Origin of the sequence: Agrobacterium sp. CCNWLW32 (assembly GCF_037083425.1) — a bacterium.
Lineage (GTDB): Bacteria > Pseudomonadota > Alphaproteobacteria > Rhizobiales > Rhizobiaceae > Agrobacterium > Agrobacterium radiobacter.
On the sequence record NZ_JBAOJM010000003.1, the window covers coordinates 1 to 17,116 of the forward strand.

12 protein-coding genes and 1 pseudogene are annotated in these 17,116 nt (G+C 60.3%); 8 read left to right on the forward strand and 5 right to left on the reverse strand.

Translation table 11 applies throughout. The features are described 5' to 3' along the window. Positions 1–587: 587 nt before the first annotated feature. Positions 588–791, reverse strand: a complete 204-nt coding sequence (locus V6R85_RS07315) for a cold-shock protein (protein ID WP_003503933.1) — start codon at positions 789–791, stop codon at positions 588–590. A 292-nt stretch (positions 792–1,083) separates the two neighbouring features. After that, entirely contained in the window at positions 1,084–1,932 is an 849-nt protein-coding gene (locus V6R85_RS07320; RefSeq protein ID WP_174054538.1) for a LysR family transcriptional regulator, read from the reverse strand. A 102-nt stretch (positions 1,933–2,034) separates the two neighbouring features. Here V6R85_RS07320 and V6R85_RS07325 point away from each other — a divergent pair, with 102 nt between their 5' ends. Then, positions 2,035–3,369 carry an aspartate aminotransferase family protein gene (locus tag V6R85_RS07325; protein WP_111834158.1) on the forward strand — a complete coding sequence of 445 codons (1,335 nt, stop codon included), beginning with the start codon at positions 2,035–2,037 and terminating at the stop codon, positions 3,367–3,369. On the opposite strand, the gene V6R85_RS07330 is transcribed toward V6R85_RS07325, so the two are convergent. Both V6R85_RS07330 and V6R85_RS07335 read right to left on the reverse strand, forming a co-directional pair. Further along, a complete protein-coding gene (locus V6R85_RS07330; RefSeq protein WP_111834159.1) occupies positions 3,366–5,471 on the reverse strand; it encodes a sensor histidine kinase in 2,106 nt (701 codons plus the stop codon). The two genes, V6R85_RS07325 and V6R85_RS07330, sit on opposite strands and share 4 nt — an antisense overlap. Further along, positions 5,468–6,208, reverse strand: a complete 741-nt coding sequence (locus tag V6R85_RS07335) for a response regulator transcription factor (RefSeq protein WP_060726763.1) — start codon at positions 6,206–6,208, stop codon at positions 5,468–5,470. The genes V6R85_RS07330 and V6R85_RS07335 overlap by 4 nt, the downstream gene beginning before the upstream one ends. 239 nt (positions 6,209–6,447) lie before the next feature. Here V6R85_RS07335 and V6R85_RS07340 point away from each other — a divergent pair, with 239 nt between their 5' ends. From V6R85_RS07340 to V6R85_RS07355, 4 genes are all read left to right on the forward strand, one after another. Continuing rightward, positions 6,448–7,440 (forward strand): ABC transporter substrate-binding protein, encoded by a 993-nt coding sequence (locus V6R85_RS07340; protein ID WP_060726764.1) that lies wholly within the window; start codon positions 6,448–6,450, stop codon positions 7,438–7,440. 113 nt (positions 7,441–7,553) lie between these two features. After that, positions 7,554–8,579, forward strand: a complete 1,026-nt coding sequence (locus V6R85_RS07345) for an ABC transporter substrate-binding protein (protein WP_020810392.1) — start codon at positions 7,554–7,556, stop codon at positions 8,577–8,579. A gap of 85 nt (positions 8,580–8,664) precedes the next feature. After that, complete coding sequence (locus tag V6R85_RS07350; RefSeq protein ID WP_111834160.1) at positions 8,665–10,896, forward strand: ABC transporter permease; 2,232 nt, start codon at positions 8,665–8,667, stop codon at positions 10,894–10,896. After that, a complete protein-coding gene (locus tag V6R85_RS07355) occupies positions 10,893–11,954 on the forward strand; it encodes an ABC transporter ATP-binding protein (RefSeq protein WP_112958743.1) in 1,062 nt (353 codons plus the stop codon). Before V6R85_RS07350 ends, V6R85_RS07355 begins: the two co-directional genes overlap by 4 nt. Positions 11,955–12,032: 78 nt before the next feature. Here the strand turns inward: V6R85_RS07355 and V6R85_RS07360 are convergent. Further along, positions 12,033–14,064 (reverse strand): annotated as a pseudogene (locus tag V6R85_RS07360) (oxidoreductase). A gap of 141 nt (positions 14,065–14,205) precedes the next feature. On the opposite strand from V6R85_RS07360, the gene V6R85_RS07365 reads away from it, so the two are divergent. The 3 genes from V6R85_RS07365 (at position 14,206) to V6R85_RS07375 (ending at position 17,103) form a co-directional block, all read left to right on the forward strand. Further along, positions 14,206–14,838, forward strand: a complete 633-nt coding sequence (locus V6R85_RS07365; protein WP_162695500.1) for a TetR/AcrR family transcriptional regulator — start codon at positions 14,206–14,208, stop codon at positions 14,836–14,838. 157 nt (positions 14,839–14,995) lie between these two features. Then, positions 14,996–15,670 carry a response regulator transcription factor gene (locus tag V6R85_RS07370; protein WP_336377046.1) on the forward strand — a complete coding sequence of 225 codons (675 nt, stop codon included), beginning with the start codon at positions 14,996–14,998 and terminating at the stop codon, positions 15,668–15,670. A 35-nt stretch (positions 15,671–15,705) separates the two neighbouring features. Further along, positions 15,706–17,103: a sensor histidine kinase gene (locus tag V6R85_RS07375; RefSeq protein WP_174054537.1), complete on the forward strand. Its 1,398-nt coding sequence runs from the start codon at positions 15,706–15,708 to the stop codon at positions 17,101–17,103. Positions 17,104–17,116: the final 13 nt, after the last annotated feature.

Here is a 17,116-nt window from a genome sequence, read left to right on the forward strand (position 1 = left end):
TCAAATCCTGCCCCCGCAACCAATTCCTACCAAACATATCAAAGGGCTCCGGGGAAACTCCGAGCCCTTTTTGGCGTTTCTGGACCGCGGAAATTACGATATTCCGTCAAACCGCGATGGTCGGCCAGATCTCCAACCTCTCAATGCCTGAGATTATACAGAAGCTGGATTTGCAGGATCGCAGGGATAGACCGAGACCCGGAAGAACAGCGCGGACGTGATCGTCCTCTGTGCGCTGCAAGAGGGGTAGTCCGGCGCTGCAGCCCCGGCAGCATCAATTGCCTTATGCGCGGCATCGAAGGCCAAGTCTATCTAGTTCTAGTTCTCGTAGAAATAACGTGTCTGAACCCCTGTCGCGACTTGATGTAGGCGCTCCGGAGACCGCGCTATACATCGAGATTCGGCGATAATACGACACGGTTGGGAAGATATCTGCCGGTTTCCAAGATCCTCGTGCGGCATGTATATTTCAGTTCTTTGCCTGTCGTCCTTGTTTTTCCGATCTGCCGGACCGAAAAGCAGATGCCCGTTCGAAGTGACACTGGTCATTTCGAACGGGCACTCACATTCGACGACAGAGTGGCCTGTCAGAGGACAGTCACGTTTTCTGCCTTGGACTTGCCGGTCTTGCGATCCTGTCCCACGTCGTAGCTGACCTTCTGGCCATCCTGCAGGGCGCCGCCAAATCCGACGGCTGAGATATGGACGAAGACGTCAGGGCCACCACTGTCGGGAGTGATGAAGCCGAAGCCTTTATCTTGAGCGAAGAATTTTACGATACCAGTTGCCATGATGTCCTCGTTTTTTGATGTGCGACATCATCGCATAGCGGTTGCGGTGATCCGCATCAAGTCAGCGGTCCCACCTTGGCAATAACAAAGCTGGAAAAAGGCGCGTTTACCGCGTTGCCGCTTGTAGCAAAGAGCATCGCGATGAGCCGTTTTCTTCATGAACGGTCACATGTCTGTCGTTCCGATCTTCTTACGCTTAAGATCGCGAAGAGATTGGATTTGCCCATAAAGACGTTCTCATTTCAAATTCAGGACCAAACGACTGCAGGTCGGAGCGAGGGATCGACCGGCGTTAAAGGCTGAGACCCGGAAGAACAGCGCGGATGTGCTCGCCGAGCGCCCTGGCTGCCGATGACGTCTGCGGATCGGCAAACTCGATTGCGATACCGATCGTCGGCAGGGGTGGCAGTCCGCTTTTGACAATATGAAGGTCCGGTGGAACGGCCGTCCTGGTCAGAACGCTGATGGCAAGGCCGGAACGCGCGATCGCGATGAGGCCGGCAAGGCTGTTGCTGGCAAAGGCGACACGGTAGCGGCGATTGGCGGTTTCCATGGCGTCGCACGCCGCGCGATGATCGAGCGTCACGGGTGCTGAGAGCGCCAGCGGCAGCACATCCTTTGTGATGAGGTCCGGTTCCGGCCTGTTCGTCACCCAGACGAAACTTTCCCTGCGGAGCACGTCGCGGTGTTCAGGATCGGATTGCGAAACCAGCGCCATGTCAATCTGGCGGCGCTGCAGGAGGGGACGTAATTCCGTCGTGGGGGCGCAGACCATGCGCAGATCGACTTTCGGGTAGGTGCTGAAGAAACCTTTCAGGAGTTCCGGCAGGAAGGCGATGGAGTAATCTTCAGGGCAGCCCAGGCTGACGGTTCCCTGCAGGGTCGCCTCGCCCATATCGGCAAGAATTTCATCATGCCGGGCAAGAAGGGCGCTGGCATGGGCGAGCAGCTTCTCGCCCGCCGCGGTTATACGTATTCCCGAACCCGTTCGCTGCAGCAGCGTGTGGCCGACCAGTTCCTCCAGCCGCTGCATCTGCGTGCTGAGCGCGGATTGGGTGCGCCCGATCTGTGTGGCGGCGACGCTGATGGAGCCAGCTCGCGCGACAATGGTAAAGTTCTTCAGGAGCGTAAGGTCGAGCATGGCGATATCAAAATTATCGATATCGGAATAAAATACTATCAATTGGACCGGGGTGGCAATGGGTTGTTATGTTTCGGCAAGATAAACTTTGGGGAACGAGCCATGGACAATCTCGCGAAGAACTTCGCCTCGCTCAACGACGAACCGGCATTCTGGGACGCTGCCAATAAACACCTGACCCGTTACGGACCCGCCTTTGAGGAGATCATCGTCGAGCGGGCCGAGGGAAGTTTCGTTTATGATGCGGATGGCCGCGCCATTCTCGATTTCACCTCCGGCCAGATGAGCGCTTTGCTCGGACATACCCATCCGGATATTGTCGCCACCGTCAACCGGCAGATGGCATCGGTTGCGCATCTGTTTTCCGGCATGTTGTCCCGCCCGGTCGTTGAACTTGCGGCGCGGCTGGCGGCTCTGGCGCCGGGTCTCGATCGCGTGCAATTGCTGACAACAGGCGCTGAATCCAACGAAGCGGCGATCCGCATGGCGAAGCTCGTGACCGGCGGGCATGAGATCGTCGCCTTCGCACAGAGCTGGCACGGCATGACCGGTGCTGCGGCCTCCGCCACCTATAGCGCCGGCCGCCGGGGGTATGGCCCGGCGACGGCCGGCTCACTCGTTATTCCCGCGCCGAATGCCTATCGTCCGCGCTTCAAGAACCCCGATGGATCGAATGACTGGCAGGCGGAGCTTGACGATGCCTTCGAATTGATCGATCGCCAGTCGACGGGCAATCTCGCCGCCTTCATTGCCGAACCGATCCTGTCGAGCGGCGGTATCCTCGAATTGCCCCTCGGTTATCTCGCTGCCCTGAAGAAAAAGTGCGAGGAGCGGGGCATGTTGCTCATCCTCGATGAGGCGCAGACCGGCGTCGGCCGGACCGGACACATGTTCGCCTTTCAGCGCGATGGCGTGACGCCTGATATCATGACGCTGTCGAAGACGCTCGGCGCCGGCCTGCCGCTTGCGGCGGTGATGACGCGTGCGGAGGTCGAGCAGAAGGCTTTCGAGAGGGGTTTTCTGTTCTATACGACCCATGTTTCCGATCCCCTGCCGGCGGCTGTCGGCGTGACGGTTCTCGATGTGGTGGCGCGAGATGGTCTGGTGGAACAGACGATTGCCCGCGGAAATCGTTTGAAGGAGGGGCTGCTCTCGCTGCAGCAACGGTTCGAATGCGTTGGAGATGTGCGCGGGCGCGGGCTTTTGCTCGGACTTGAAGTCGTCGCAGACCGCCACACGAAAGCCTCGGGTTTCGAACTTGGTGCGCGCATCATGCAGGAGGCGATGTTGCGTGGCCTCAGCATGAACATCGTCAAGCTGCCCGGCATGGGCGGCGTTTTCCGCATTGCGCCGGCGCTGACGGTATCGGATTCGGAAATCGACCTTGGGCTGGAGATACTGGCGGATTCTATCGAATCCGCACAGCTTGCCCGCTAGGTGTGGCCGGCATTTGCCGGGAATGTCAGTTCCACCCTTGCGCCTTCGCCGGGTCTGGAACTGATATGCGCTTCACCGCCGCTCTGGCGGACGAACCCGTAGACCATGGCGAGGCCAAGGCCCGCACCGCCATGATCGCCCCGCGTGGTGAAATAGGGCTCGAACGCCTTGTCCACGGCCTCCGGTGTCATGCCGATGCCCTCGTCGGTGACGGTGATCACCAGCGTATCTTTTCCAGAGGCGGCCTCGATCGAAATCAGGCCGCCATCGGGCATGGCGGCTGCGGCATTGAGGCATAGATTGAGAATGGATTGCTCGAAGAGGGCAGGGTCCAGCGGTATCGAGGGAAGATTGTCATCGGTATCAAGCGCGATCCGGCATTTGGGGCCGACGGCGATTTCCAGAATATCGGCCATGCCCCGCAGCAGGCTTGCGACATTGATGACGCTTGGATGGATCGGCTGCTGGCTGCCGATGGTGAGCATGCTGCTGGCCAGAGACCGGCCGCGGTCTGCCGCCTTGCGGATACGGGCGATGTGCCGCTTCTGGCGATCGTTGAAACCGGCTTCCCGTTCCAGAAGGCCGAGGCTGCCGGTGATGATGCCGATCATGTTGCCCACCTCATGGCTGAGCTGGTGGGTCATGCGCATAATGCCATCAAGCCGTTGGGCCTTCACGGCTTCCGCTTCCTGGCGATCGAGAGCGGTCACATCGCGGGCGAGCAGCACGATGCCGCCATCCGGCTGGCGCGACATCGAGACTTCGATCACCCGCTGATCGTCAGTGCGATGGCGCACGACTGCGCGGTCGAGCAACTCCCCCGGCTCTGTATCGAAGGGCAGTAGAGCCGGGTCGATTTCCGGGATGGGTTCGACAAACCGGCGAAGCGGCAGTTTTCGCGACGAGCCGGAGCGTCCGACGAGTTCGATGATGCGGCGGTTCATGGTGATTGGTCTGCCAGCCGGATCGAACAGCGCTATTCCCTCATTCATGTTGCGGAAGGTCGAGCGGATGGTGCGGGCCGCCGCTTCCGCCGTGCGCCTGAGGCGCGAGACGCGATCGACGCTGTCGTGGAAGGCGCGGAATGCATCGAGCAGCCGGATCAACTCCGTCTCGGGACCCGTATAGGAGGGCGGCCCGACGTCCTTTTCCCCCTTGGCGAGGGCATTCATGCCGTTGGAGAGCGTCACGATCCCGCGCGAGACACGCATCACTGAACGGATCGAGAAGATTGCCACGATGAGAACCAGAAGGGAGGCGACGGCGACAATGATCAGCAGCCGGTTGAGAGCATCGGACGTCGAGATCAGGTCTTCGTTCAGGCTTCGCGCAACAGCGTCACCCTGGGTTTCGGTCACATGGGAAAGATCGCGCGAGACGGTGTGAAGCCGGGAGACAGAGGCGCGGATCGCGAACATTTCCAGAAGGTAACGGCTCTGGGCCTCGAATACCCGCTCATAGGGCTGGAGTTCGGCCAAGGGCAGGCGCTCGCCCGGATAACCCTGCTGGCGCGCCGTTGTTTCCGCCACGTAGCGGCGGCGCAGTTCGCCAAGCTGGAAAAGGCTGTCGGATGCGGATGCGGCCTGCACGATGCCGTTCATTCTTCGACGCAGTTCCGGATCGAGGATGCCCTGACCGGTGGCGATTTCGCCGAGCGCTGCTGCCGCTTCCGCCTTGTGCCCCTGCGCCGCGTCGGCATCCTTTGCGAGGTCCAGTGTCTGCGCCCTGATAAGCTGGAGCAGTTCAACGATACGCTCGCTCGCAAAACCGCGTGCGGCCCGTTCGCCGCTGTCTGGACCCGTCATCTGCAACAGCAGGTCGACCTGCTGGACCACGGAGCGGCTTTCGCTGGAAACGCGATAGGGCGAGGCGGCATTCATCAGAAACGGGGCGCTGGAGACGAGATCGGAGACCTGCCGCGAGACCAATGAGGCCTTGGCGAGACTGGAAAAGGCCTGCAAGCCGTAGGCTGCCATTTCATCGCGGGCGCGCTGCAGGCCGTAAATGGCGATGGCGGAAAGGCTGAAGACGAGGATGCAGGTAAAGACGATCGCAAAGGGCAGGCGAAAGGCGATGGAGGAAAGGAAGGAGCGGCTGATCACGGGGAAAGCTCGCCCTCATCGGTATGCAGGACATAACCCTTGCCGCGTCGCGTCTTGATGTGACGTGGAAGATCCGGGTTACGCTCGATCTTGCGCCTGAGCCGCAGCACCAGCACGTCGACATTTCTGTCGATATAACGGTCGCTTTCCGAACCCAGCCTGTCGAGAATCTGGGAGCGGCTGACGGGCTGGTTGGGTGTTTCTGCGAGAATTTCCAGAAGTGCGAATTCGGCGCTGGTGAGCGTGCGGCTGCGGTCAGCGAGGCAGACGGCGCGGCGCGCATCGAGATCGATCGCCCAGTCGCCGAGGCGCAGCGCTGTGCGGCCGTGGTCACGCTCGCTGTCCTTGTCCTGTTTCAGCGACGGGATTGTTCGCCGCAGGACGGCCTTGATCCGCGCCGTGAGTTCAATCGGTTCGAAGGGTTTGACCACATAATCATCGGCGGCGGTTTCAAGACCGAGTACCCTATCGGCAGCACTGCCGGCGGCGGTGACCATGACGATACCGATGTCGATCTGGCTGCGCAGCCGCTGGGCAAAGGTGCGCCCGGATGTGCCGGGCAGATTGTGGTCGACGAGGACGAGCTCCATCCTGTCCTTTGCCAATATCTCGTTCGCCTCCTCGGCGGAGCGCGCGCAGGTGGGCAGCCAGCCCTCCGCCTCGATGAGGTCCGAGATGAGCTCGGCCATATCCGGATCGTCCTCAACGATCAGAATGCGAACCTTCTGATTAAGCACTGCATATTCCTCCCGCTGTCATCATAGGCGCGGCGGCGACGATCTTCAAAGGTTCGCTGGTTATCTCCCCTGTCATAATTGTAATAACTGTAATCTTGTTCGGCGGTGCGGTGAAAGATTGGTAACCATTCTTCGATTGCGGTGCGGGCTGGATGTGACATGCTGTTGGTGGAGACTGGAACGGGGAGGTTCCAGGCAGGGAGGCTTAATTGAAAGCATTGACCGCACTTGCGGCGAGCATGGTCCTATGGCTGTGCGGCGCAGGGCATGGCATGGCCGAGCCGAAGTTGAACGTCCTGTGCGGCGTCGACGAGGCCTGGTGTTTGACCATGAAGCGGGCTTTCGAAGCCAAGGTCGGTCTCGAGATATCAATGGTGCGGAAGAGCACCGGCGAAATCCTCGATCAGATCCGCGCCGAACGATCCCATCCCACGGTTGATGTCTGGTGGGGTGGTACCGGCGACACCCATTTGCAGGCGGATTCGGAAGGGTTGCTGGATGAATACCGGCCCGTCCATCAGCAGGATTTGCTGCCCTGGGCGCAGAATTTCTCCGTGATGTCTGGGTCTCGGTCTGCCGGAATCTATGCCGGCGCGCTGGGTTTTGCCTATAATTCGGAACTGCTTGCGAAGAACAATCTGCCGGCGCCGACCTGCTGGAAGGACTTGGCGAAGGATGTTTATCGCGGCCATATCCTGACTGGCAATCCGAACTACTCCGGTACAGCCTTCACCATGCTGGCCACTCTCGTCCAGCTGTTTGGCGAGGAGGAGGCTTTTGGTTTCATGGCAAAGCTCAACCAGAACGTCGTGAGCTATACCAAGGTTGGTGCAGCGCCGGTCAAGGCGGCGGCGCGGGGCGAGATCTTGATCGGGATTTCCTTCATGCATGATGCCGTGACCCAGAAGATCGAGGGTTTCCCGCTTGTCATCGTCGCGCCGTGCGAGGGCACCGGTTATGAAATCGGGGCCGTCAGCATCGTCAAGGGCAATCGCAATCCTGCCCTTGCGCAAAGCTTCGTGGAATTTGCGCTGAGCCCGCAAGGGCAGGCGACCGGGGCCGCGGCCGGCCAGAACCAGGTGCCTTCCAATGCCCGGGCGACATTGCCGCTGACCGCACCTGACATATCGATGATCAAGATGGTGGATTACGACTTCGCCACCTTCGGCCAGCCTGAAGAGCGAAGTCGGCTATTGAGCCGCTTCGACAGCGAAATCCACCCGACCCAGTAGGGCAGAAAACCAACATCCCAAAAGACAGCGCGCGCGCCGCAGGGTGCCGCGACCGGCAGCGCCATGTCTGCGCGTGGCCCAAGAATTCAGACGCAAGCTACAGGAGGATAACCATGCGACTGACAATACTTTCCACCCTGCTTTTTGCCGGCACGGCGCTCAGTGCCGTATCGGCGCAGGCGGCAGGCGAACTTAACCTGATCTGCTCGGCCGATGTCGTCATCTGCGAACAGATGAAGGGCGATTTCGAAAAGTCACACGACATCAAGGTCAATATGGTGCGCCTGTCTTCGGGCGAGACCTATGCCAAGGTGCGCGCGGAAGCCCGCAACCCGAAGACCGACATCTGGTGGGCCGGCACCGGCGATCCGCACATGCAGGCGGCATCCGAGAACCTGACGCTCGAATACAAATCGCCGATGCTGGATCAGCTGCAGGACTGGGCCGTAAAACAGGCGGAAAGCACCGGTTACAGGACTGTCGGCGTTTATGCCGGCGCGCTGGGCTGGGGCTACAACACTGAAATCTTCAAGTCCAAGGGCTACAAGGAGCCGAAGTGCTGGGCCGATCTGCTGGCGCCGGAGCTGAAGGGCGAAATCCAGATCGCCAATCCGAATTCGTCTGGCACCGCCTATACGGCGCTGGCGTCGCTCGTGCAGATCATGGGCGAGGATCAGGCGATCGACTATCTGAAGAAGCTCAACGCCAATATCTCGCAATATACCAAGTCCGGTTCGGCACCGGTCAAGGCGGCGGCGCGTGGCGAAACCGCGCTCGGCATCGTCTTCATGCATGATGCGGTGGCGCAGACGGCGGAAGGCTTCCCGGTCAAATCAATCGCGCCCTGCGAAGGCACGGGTTACGAGATCGGCTCCATGTCGATCATCAAGGGCGCCCGCAATCTCGACAATGCGAAGGCTTGGTACGACTGGGCGCTGAAGCCGGAAGTGCAGTCGCGCATGAAGGACGCCAAGTCCTTCCAGCTTCCCTCCAACAAGACGGCGGAAGTGCCCAAGGAAGCGCCGAAGTTCGAAGACATCAAGCTCATCGACTACGACTTCAAGACCTATGGCGATCCGGCCAAGCGCAAGGCGCTGCTGGAACGCTGGGACCGTGAGGTCGGTGCGGTCGCGAACTGATCTAAACTCCGGCGATCGGCATCCCGGCTTTTAAAGCCGGGGTGTCCGCCATTCTTTCATCGGCATGAAATAAGCGAGGTCGGCCATGACACGTGGCAATCGCAGGCTGGACATGGTCCTGGCGCTCGGGGCTTTTGCTCTGGTCTTTCTTCCCTGGTATCGCATCGAAGGCGGCTTTTTCAGCTTCCGCTGGCTATCCGGATTTTTCTCGTCGGCCAGCAATGCGCCCGGTGTGCTGCAGATATTGTCCTATGGCAAACCATGGCTTGTCGGCGTGGTTGTCTTTTTCCTCGCCGCATGCCTTGTCCGGCCTATCCGTGATCCGATGCGACGTGGCAGGCTTCTTGCGATTATCGGAGCCATCGGACTTGTTTTCCTCGCCTTGCAGGGGCTGGCCATCGGCTTTACCGGCTGGAGCTGGACGGTGAGCGAAAACCTCTTCGGCATGCTTGCCGATGGCCAGCCGTCCATGGGTGCCGGCACCGTCGTCATGTCGTTCGTCTTCGTGCTTCTTTTTGCCTTCGGCCTTGCCGAACGCGGCGTCATGAAGGGCGACGCCTTCGTCGTCGGCGCCATTTCCGTTCTGGTTTTCCTTGTCACGGTTTTTGTCTTTTATCCGATCGGCAGCATGCTGGTCGCCTCCGTTCAGGATTTCGACGGCTCCTTCAACGCCGATGGCTTCATCCGCAATATCAAGGATCCCGGCATCTGGAGCCTTGGCTGCGTAGTGGGTGAAGAGCGCTGCGGTGTTGCCTGGCGCACGCTGTTTCTGGCGCTGATGACAGCCTTCGGTTCGACCGTGCTCGGCCTTGGCTTTGCGTTGATCGCCACCCGCACGCGCTTTCCCTTTAAGAAAGGCCTGCGGCTTCTGACGGTTCTGCCGATCATCACGCCGCCTTTCGTCATCGGCCTTGCTTTGACGCTGCTTTTCGGTCGCGCCGGCGTCGTCACCGAATGGCTTTCCTATCTCTTCGGTATCGAACCGGGCCGCTGGCTTTATGGCATGACCGGCATCTGGATTGCGCAGGTCCTTTCCTTCACGCCCATCTCGTTTCTGGTGCTGATCGGCGTCGTCGAAGGTGTCAGCCCGTCGATGGAAGAAGCCTCGCAGACGCTGCGTGCCGACCGCTGGCGCACTTTCTGGCGGGTGTCGCTGCCGCTGATGAAGCCCGGTCTCGCCAATGCCTTCCTGATCGGCTTCATCGAGAGCATGGCGGATTTCGGCAATCCGCTGGTGCTCGGCGGCACGCATGGTGTTCTGTCGACGGAAATCTTCTTTGCCGTCGTCGGCTCACAGAATGATCCGTCCCGCGCCGCGGTTCTGGCGATCATCCTGCTGTGCTTCACGCTTTCGGCCTTCCTTGCCCAGCGTTTCTGGCTGGCAGGCAAGAATTTCGCGACGGTGACGGGGAAGGGCGACAGCGGCGCGCATATCGCGCTTCCGCGCGGGCTGTCCATCGGCGTCCACGCCGTCGTCGTGCCATGGATGATCTTCACCATCGTTGTTTATGGCATGATCCTTGTGGGCGGTTTCGTGAAGACCTGGGGTCTCGACAATTCCCTGACCTTCGACCACTACACCCGCGCCTTTTCCGTCAGCTTCTCCAATGGCTCGATCGCCTGGACCGGTGTAGCCTGGAACTCGTTCTGGACGACCATGAAGATCGCGCTGGTTTCTGCGCCGCTGACGGCTGCCGTCGGTCTTTTGACCGCCTATATCATCGTGCGGCAGAAGTTCGCCGGGCGGAACCTCTTCGAATTCGCTCTGATGATGAGCTTTGCCATTCCCGGCACGGTCATCGGCGTCAGCTACATCATGGCCTTCAACCTGCCACCGGTGGAAATGACGGGCTCGGCGCTGATCCTGATCGCCTGCTTCGTGTTCCGCAACATGCCGGTCGGCGTGCGCGGCGGCATCGCGGCGATGAGCCAGCTCGACAAGAGCCTTGACGAGGCCTCGCTGACGCTGCGGGCCAATAGTTTCCGCACCATCCGCAAGGTCATCCTGCCGCTGCTCAGGCCCGCGATCACGGCCGCGCTGGTCTATTCCTTCGTCCGCGCCATCACCTCGATCAGCGCCGTCATCTTCCTCGTCAGCGCCGAATACAACATGGCGACCTCCTACATCGTCGGCCTTGTCGAGAATGGCGAATATGGGGTGGCGATTGCCTATTCCTCCATGCTGATCGTGGTGATGATCACCGTCATTACCGGCTTCCAGCTCATTGTCGGCGAGCGTCGCCTGCGGCGCGAAAACCGCGTCGCCGGCCTGCCCGCCACTTCCTCCGTTCCTCTTGCCCAGGAGAAAACCGCATGATTTCCGTAAAGCCCGGTTCCGTCACCTTCGAGAATGTCCGCAAGACCTTCGGCGCTTTCACCGCCATTCCCGACCTGTCGCTCACCATCGAGCCCGGCACGCTGGTGACGCTGCTCGGCCCCTCCGGTTGCGGCAAGACGACGACGCTGCGCATGCTGGCCGGCCTCGAACATCCGACCAACGGACGCATCCTGATCGGCGACAAGGATGTGACCATGCTGCCCGCCAATGAGCGCGATGTCTCGATGGTCTTCCAGTCCTATGCGCTTTTCCCGCATATGACGGCGCTCGATAACGTCGCCTACGGTCTGCAATCCTCCGGGCTGCGCAAGGCAGAGGCGCGGGAAAAGGCGGAAGAGGGGTTGAAGCTCGTCGGCCTTGCCAGCATGGGGCACCGTCTTCCGGCCGAACTTTCCGGCGGCCAGCAGCAGCGTGTCGCGGTCGCCCGCGCTCTGGTGCTGGAGCCGCAGGTGCTGCTGCTGGATGAACCGCTTTCCAACCTCGATGCCCGCCTTCGCCGCCAGGTCCGCACCGAAATCCGCGAGTTGCAGCAGCGGCTTGGCTTTACTGCCGTCTATGTCACGCATGATCAGGATGAGGCGCTGGCTGTTTCCGACCGGATCATCGTGATGAGGGATGGCGAGATCGCCCAGTCGGGTGCGCCACGCGATCTCTACGAAGCGCCGGCCTCCGCCTTCATCGCCGATTTCATGGGTGAGGCCAATGTCGTCAGTTGCGAGGTCATCGGCGTTGAGGGCGCCGATGCGCTGATCCGTGTCGGCGGGATCGATCATCGGGTCTCGGCCCGCAATGCCCGGCCAGGCCCGGCCAAACTCGCGGTTCGTCCCGGCTCGATTTCCATCGGACAGCCGGGTGGGCAGGGGCTGGCCGGGCGGGTGTTGCACAGCGCCTATCTCGGCGGTCACGTCGAATATGAGGTGGAAACCGATATCGGTACGCTGTTCATCGTCGATCATGCCGTGGAGACCAGCCTGCCGGCGGCGAGCGACGTGACGCTGGGGTTCAGGAACCGGGGTATCGCCTTGATTCAGGCTTGATGCCGCCGGTCCCGCATTCAGGATTTCATTGCGACAGAGGCAGCTTTGGTCTGCCTCTGTGTGTCGGGAACGCCAGCCTCAAATGTCCTTTGCCAGACGAAGCGCATCGTAGATTGCCGCATGGGTATTGCGCGCGGCGACCGCATCGCCGATCCGGAAGAGCCGGTAGGCGCCATCAGGATTGCGCTCGACCGTTTGGGTGGTTCCCGCAAGCAGGGCGTCGTAGGAGATTTCGCCAAGGTTCTTCGAGCCGGGCTTGAGGTCGAAATAAAGGTCATCCAGCGGGATCGTGCCGTGGTTGACGACGATCTGGTCGACGGTCCTCGATTTTGTCACGCCGCCATAATCGCTGCCGACATGGGCAATAAGCTGATTGCCGTTTCTTTCCGCGGCTTCCAGCCGGTAGGTAACGGTGAAGGTGACATCGAGCTTTTGCAGGGAGCGCATATAGGGAACGAGGTTCATGGCCATGACTTCCGGGGCGAAGGCGCGGTCAGGCGTCATGATCTCCACTTTCGCCCCGGCCTTTGCCAGACATTCGGCGGCCTGCAGGCCGGCATGGTCGCCAGCGTCGTCGAAAACCAGCACATTCGTTCCCGGCTTGACGTCGCCGGAAATGATATCCCAGGCCGAGACCACGAGATCGTTGCCTCTGGAAAGCACATCGGTATGCGGCAAGCCGCCGGTGGCGATGATGACCACCTCTGGGTTCTCCGAGAGAACCGTGTCCGCCTCCGCCCAGTTGTTGAAGTGAAAGGTGACGCCCAGTCTTTCGCACTGGCTCATGCGCCAGTCGATGATGCTGATCATCTCACGGCGGCGTTCGCTTTGCGCCGTCAGCCGGATCTGGCCGCCGGGATTGTTGGCGGCCTCGAAAACGACGACTTCATGGCCGCGCTCGGCGCAGACGCGTGCGGCCTCGAGCCCGGCCGGCCCTGCGCCGACAATCACCACCTTCCGGCGTTCTGCCGCTTTGGGTATCTCGTGCGGCATGGTTTCCTCACGGCCCGTTGCCGCATTATGGATGCAGAAGGCGAGACCGCCCTGATAGATGCGGTCGAGACAGTAATTGGCGCCAACACAGGGGCGAATATCGTCCTCCCGTTTTTCCATGATCTTGCGCACGATATGCGGATCGGTCATGTGCGCGCGGGTCATGCCCACCATGTCCACCTTGCCGGCAGCGATGGCGTGGCGGGCGGTGGCGACATCGGGGATCTTGGCGGCGTGGAATGTCGGGAAGCTGGTCGCGGCGCGGATTTCACCGGCGAAATCGAGATGCGGCGCGTTGGCCATGCCCTGAATGGGGATGACGTCGGTCAGGCCCGGGTCGGTGTCGATATGGCCCCTGATGACATTGAGATAATCGATCAGGCCGCTGTCCTTCAATCGTCTGGCGATTTCGATGCCCTCAGCCTTTCCGGTGCCGCCCTCGAGACATTCGTCGGCGGTATAACGGACACCGAGGATGAAATCGTCGCCCACGCGTTCGCGCATCGCCCTGAAAACGTCGAGACAGAAGCGCATGCGGTTTTCAAGCGGGCCGCCATAGGGGCCGTCCAGTTCGTTGGTCAGCGGCGAGACGAACTGGTCGATCAGATGGCCATAGGCTTCCAGCTCCACACCGTCCATCCCACCCGCCTTCATACGCTCCGCGGCGTCGGCGAAGTCCTTGATGATACGCTCGATATCCCAGTCCTCGATCTTCTTCGGCCCGATGCGCCGTTTCGCGATGATGGGACGGGGCAAGGATCGGCAGCCAGTCGCCCTTGTCCCAGCGGGTCCGGCGGCCGAGATGCGTGAGCTGGATCATGATCGCCGCGCCCTGTTCATGCACGGCGTCGGTCATTTCCCGGATCCACGGGACGATTTCATCCTTGTAGGCGAGCAGGTTGTTGAAGACGGGCGGGCTGTCCCTGGAGACGGCGGCGGAACCGGCCGTCATTGTGAGCGCAACGCCGCCCTTCGCCCGCTCCACCGTGTAGGCGCGGTAACGCCCCTTCGGCATGCCATCCTCGGGATAGGCGGGTTCGTGCGAGGTGACGATGATGCGGTTGCGCAGGGTGAGGTGTTTTAGCTGGTAGGGCTGAAGAAGGGGATCACTCGACATAGCCTGCTCCAAAAGGGTTTCTGTTCCAAGGCTAAGCGCGAATGTACACTTGTGTCAATTTGCAAAACACAATTGTCTTTCTTTTTGACATGAGTGTACATCCCGCTTGTCGCGCAGAGACCAATTTGCTACGAACTCGTCATGGAAGCGACATTGAACGAAACGGGTTGGCGTGGATCGCAGGAGGGGTGGCTTGAGGCCGCCTATCAGGCTTTGCTGGAATCGGGCGTGGATTCCGTCAAAATCTTGCCATTGGCAAAAAAGCTCAATCTGTCGCGCACGAGCTTCTACTGGTTTTTCAAGGACCGGGAGGAACTGCTGGCCGCGCTCGTCGCCCGCTGGCGGGAAAAAAATACCGGGAACATCGTCAGGCAGTCGGAAGCCTATGCCGAGACGTTGGCCGAAGCCATGCTGAATGTTTTCGATTGCTGGCTGGATTCCTCGCTTTTCGACAGCAGATTTGAATTTGCGGTTCGAAGCTGGGCCCTTCAGTCCGACGAGATTCTTGCGGAGGTTCGCAAGGCTGACGAGATGAGAATGGCGGCGCTTTCCCGCATGTTCGTGCGGTTCGGCCACAATGAAAACACGGCGGATGTGCGTGCCCGGACCACCTATCTGGTGCAGATCGGCTACATTTCCATGCAGTCCGAGGAAGATGTGTCGGTGCGGATGCATAGAATTCCGGACTATATCGCCATCTATACCGGCGAGGCGCCACAGCAGCGTGAGCTTGACCGGTTTTATGCGAGGCATGGGTACCGGCCGGGTTCGTGAACCTGACGCGACGACGTCGCGAAAACACACGCAATGCCGTCGGATTGTGACGGGCAAGGTGATACAAGACGAATTGTCTGCCCGTCCTCCTGCAATGTAGCTGCAACATTCACCGAACAGTGGTGGGAGATGGCAAGGATTCATCTGGGGAACGTCATTGCGAATCTTGCTTCTTGAGGATGAACCCGAAATGGCGCGCGCACTTCTCGAAGCCCTGCGCCGGCGCGATGTGCTTGCTGATCATGTCAGCACAATCAGCGACGCTGACGCCCTTGCGCGGGACGGGTCTTACGATGTTCTGGTTCTGGATCGCCGCCTTCCCGATGGCGAAGGGCTTAACCTCGTGGCTTCGCTTCGCCGGAGCAGACATACCGTGCCCATCCTTGTTTTGACGGCGCTCGGAAGTGTCGATCATCGTGTCGATGGGCTCGATGCCGGGGCGGACGATTATCTTGCCAAACCCTTTGCGATCGAGGAGCTGCTCGCCCGCCTCAGGGCGCTCCACAGACGCGGCCCTTCTCTTTCCGACAAATATGCGCATTTCGGAAATCTGAGCATTGACCCGCGCGCCAATGAAGTCAGCATTGCCGGCTCCATCATCGAGTTGCGGCGTCGGGAATATCTTGTTCTTGAAGCGCTGATGCGGCGTCCGAACCGCATCGTCACGCGGTCGAACCTGATCGAGGTGGTCTATACGCTCGATGACGAGATCGAGTCCAACGCTCTCGATGCGCACATTTCCCGTATCAGGAAGAAACTGGCGCAGGCTGAAGCCACGGTGGAAATAAGAGCCGTGCGCAATATTGGTTACCTCATCCGGTCGAAGACATGAAGAGAGCGCCCGATCGATCCCTGCGATGGGGGCTGATGAAGCGCCTTTTTGCACTGCAGGCATTCCTGCTCGTCCTTTTCGTCATCCTTCTCATCGGCTGGATATGGATCATCGATCCGCGGCTGGAAGGTGCGAATGAAGAGGCCGCCCGCATCGTCGCGGAGAGCGTGACAAAGGATGGACAGGGCAGGCCGCAATTGTCGGCGACGCCGGAGCTGGCGGAGCTGAAACGGCGTTATCCAAATCTCTGGTTTGTGGTGCGCGACGCCGATGACATCGTATTGCAATATGGGGTTGTCCCGCCGCCCGCCCTGTCGGCGGTGTTTCCCCCGAGTTTTGACCGCGCACGCCTGGAGGCGGCCGGAACGCTCCGCGCCACCGTGGAAAACCGCGATACAGCCGCCGGGCGGCTTCAGTTCATTGCCGGGACGGAGGAAGGAATTCCCAACGACGGTCTGAGTATCTGGATCAATGTTCAGCTGGACCTGGAAAAGGATGCCGAGGGCGCCATCCGCTGGCTGACCGTGCTGCCGGCGCTGGGTTTCATCATTCTCATCGCCGTCGTGCCCATGCTGATCCTGACGGGTATCGCGACATTGCTCGTGACCCCGCGGGCGGTCGGGCGCTCCCTAAGCGGGCTGATGGAAACCGTGAAGCAGGCGCAGTCCATTGATTTCGAGAACCGGTCCGAGCGTATCGACCGTTCGAAAGTTCCCCTTGAAATCATCCCGCTGGTGGATGCCTTCAACGTCGCGCTGTCGAGGCTTGATGACGGGTATAATCGCCGTAACCGCTTTCTCGCCGATGCGGCGCATGAGCTCAGGACGCCGATTGCAATTGTACGTACCAGAGCCGACCTCTTGCCCGATGACGCGCTGAGCCATCAGATCAGGGCTGATATCGATCGCCTCACCCGCGTTGCGCATCAGTTGCTGGAGATGCAGGCTGTGGGTGCGGTGGAACTGCCGGCGGAGCCGCGGGATCTCAATAAGCTTGTCGAACGCATCGCAACAGACCTTGCCCCGATTGCAATGGATGCCGGATATGAATTCGATTTCGAGCCAAGCGCGGATGCGGCCATCTTTACGGTGCAGGCATCAATTATCGAGATGGCGGTCGTCAACCTCCTGCGCAATGCAATCGATCATGCGGGCGGCAGAGGCGCAATCACGATCCGGGTCGACCCGGCAGGTGCGATTGAGGTCCGTGATGAAGGGCCGGGCATCCCGGTTTCCGAACGCGAGCAGGTATTCGAGCCGTTTCACCGCATCAACACCAACTCGCCCGGAGCCGGCCTTGGGTTAAATCTGGTCCAGAAGGCAGCGGAGCTTCAGTGCGGCCGTGTCTTGTTCCTCGATCTCGATCCCGGTTTTTGTGTTCGGCTCGAAATTCGCTCGATCTCCTCAAAAGGCATTGCGGCTGGCACCGTTTAGCTGATGAGATTCT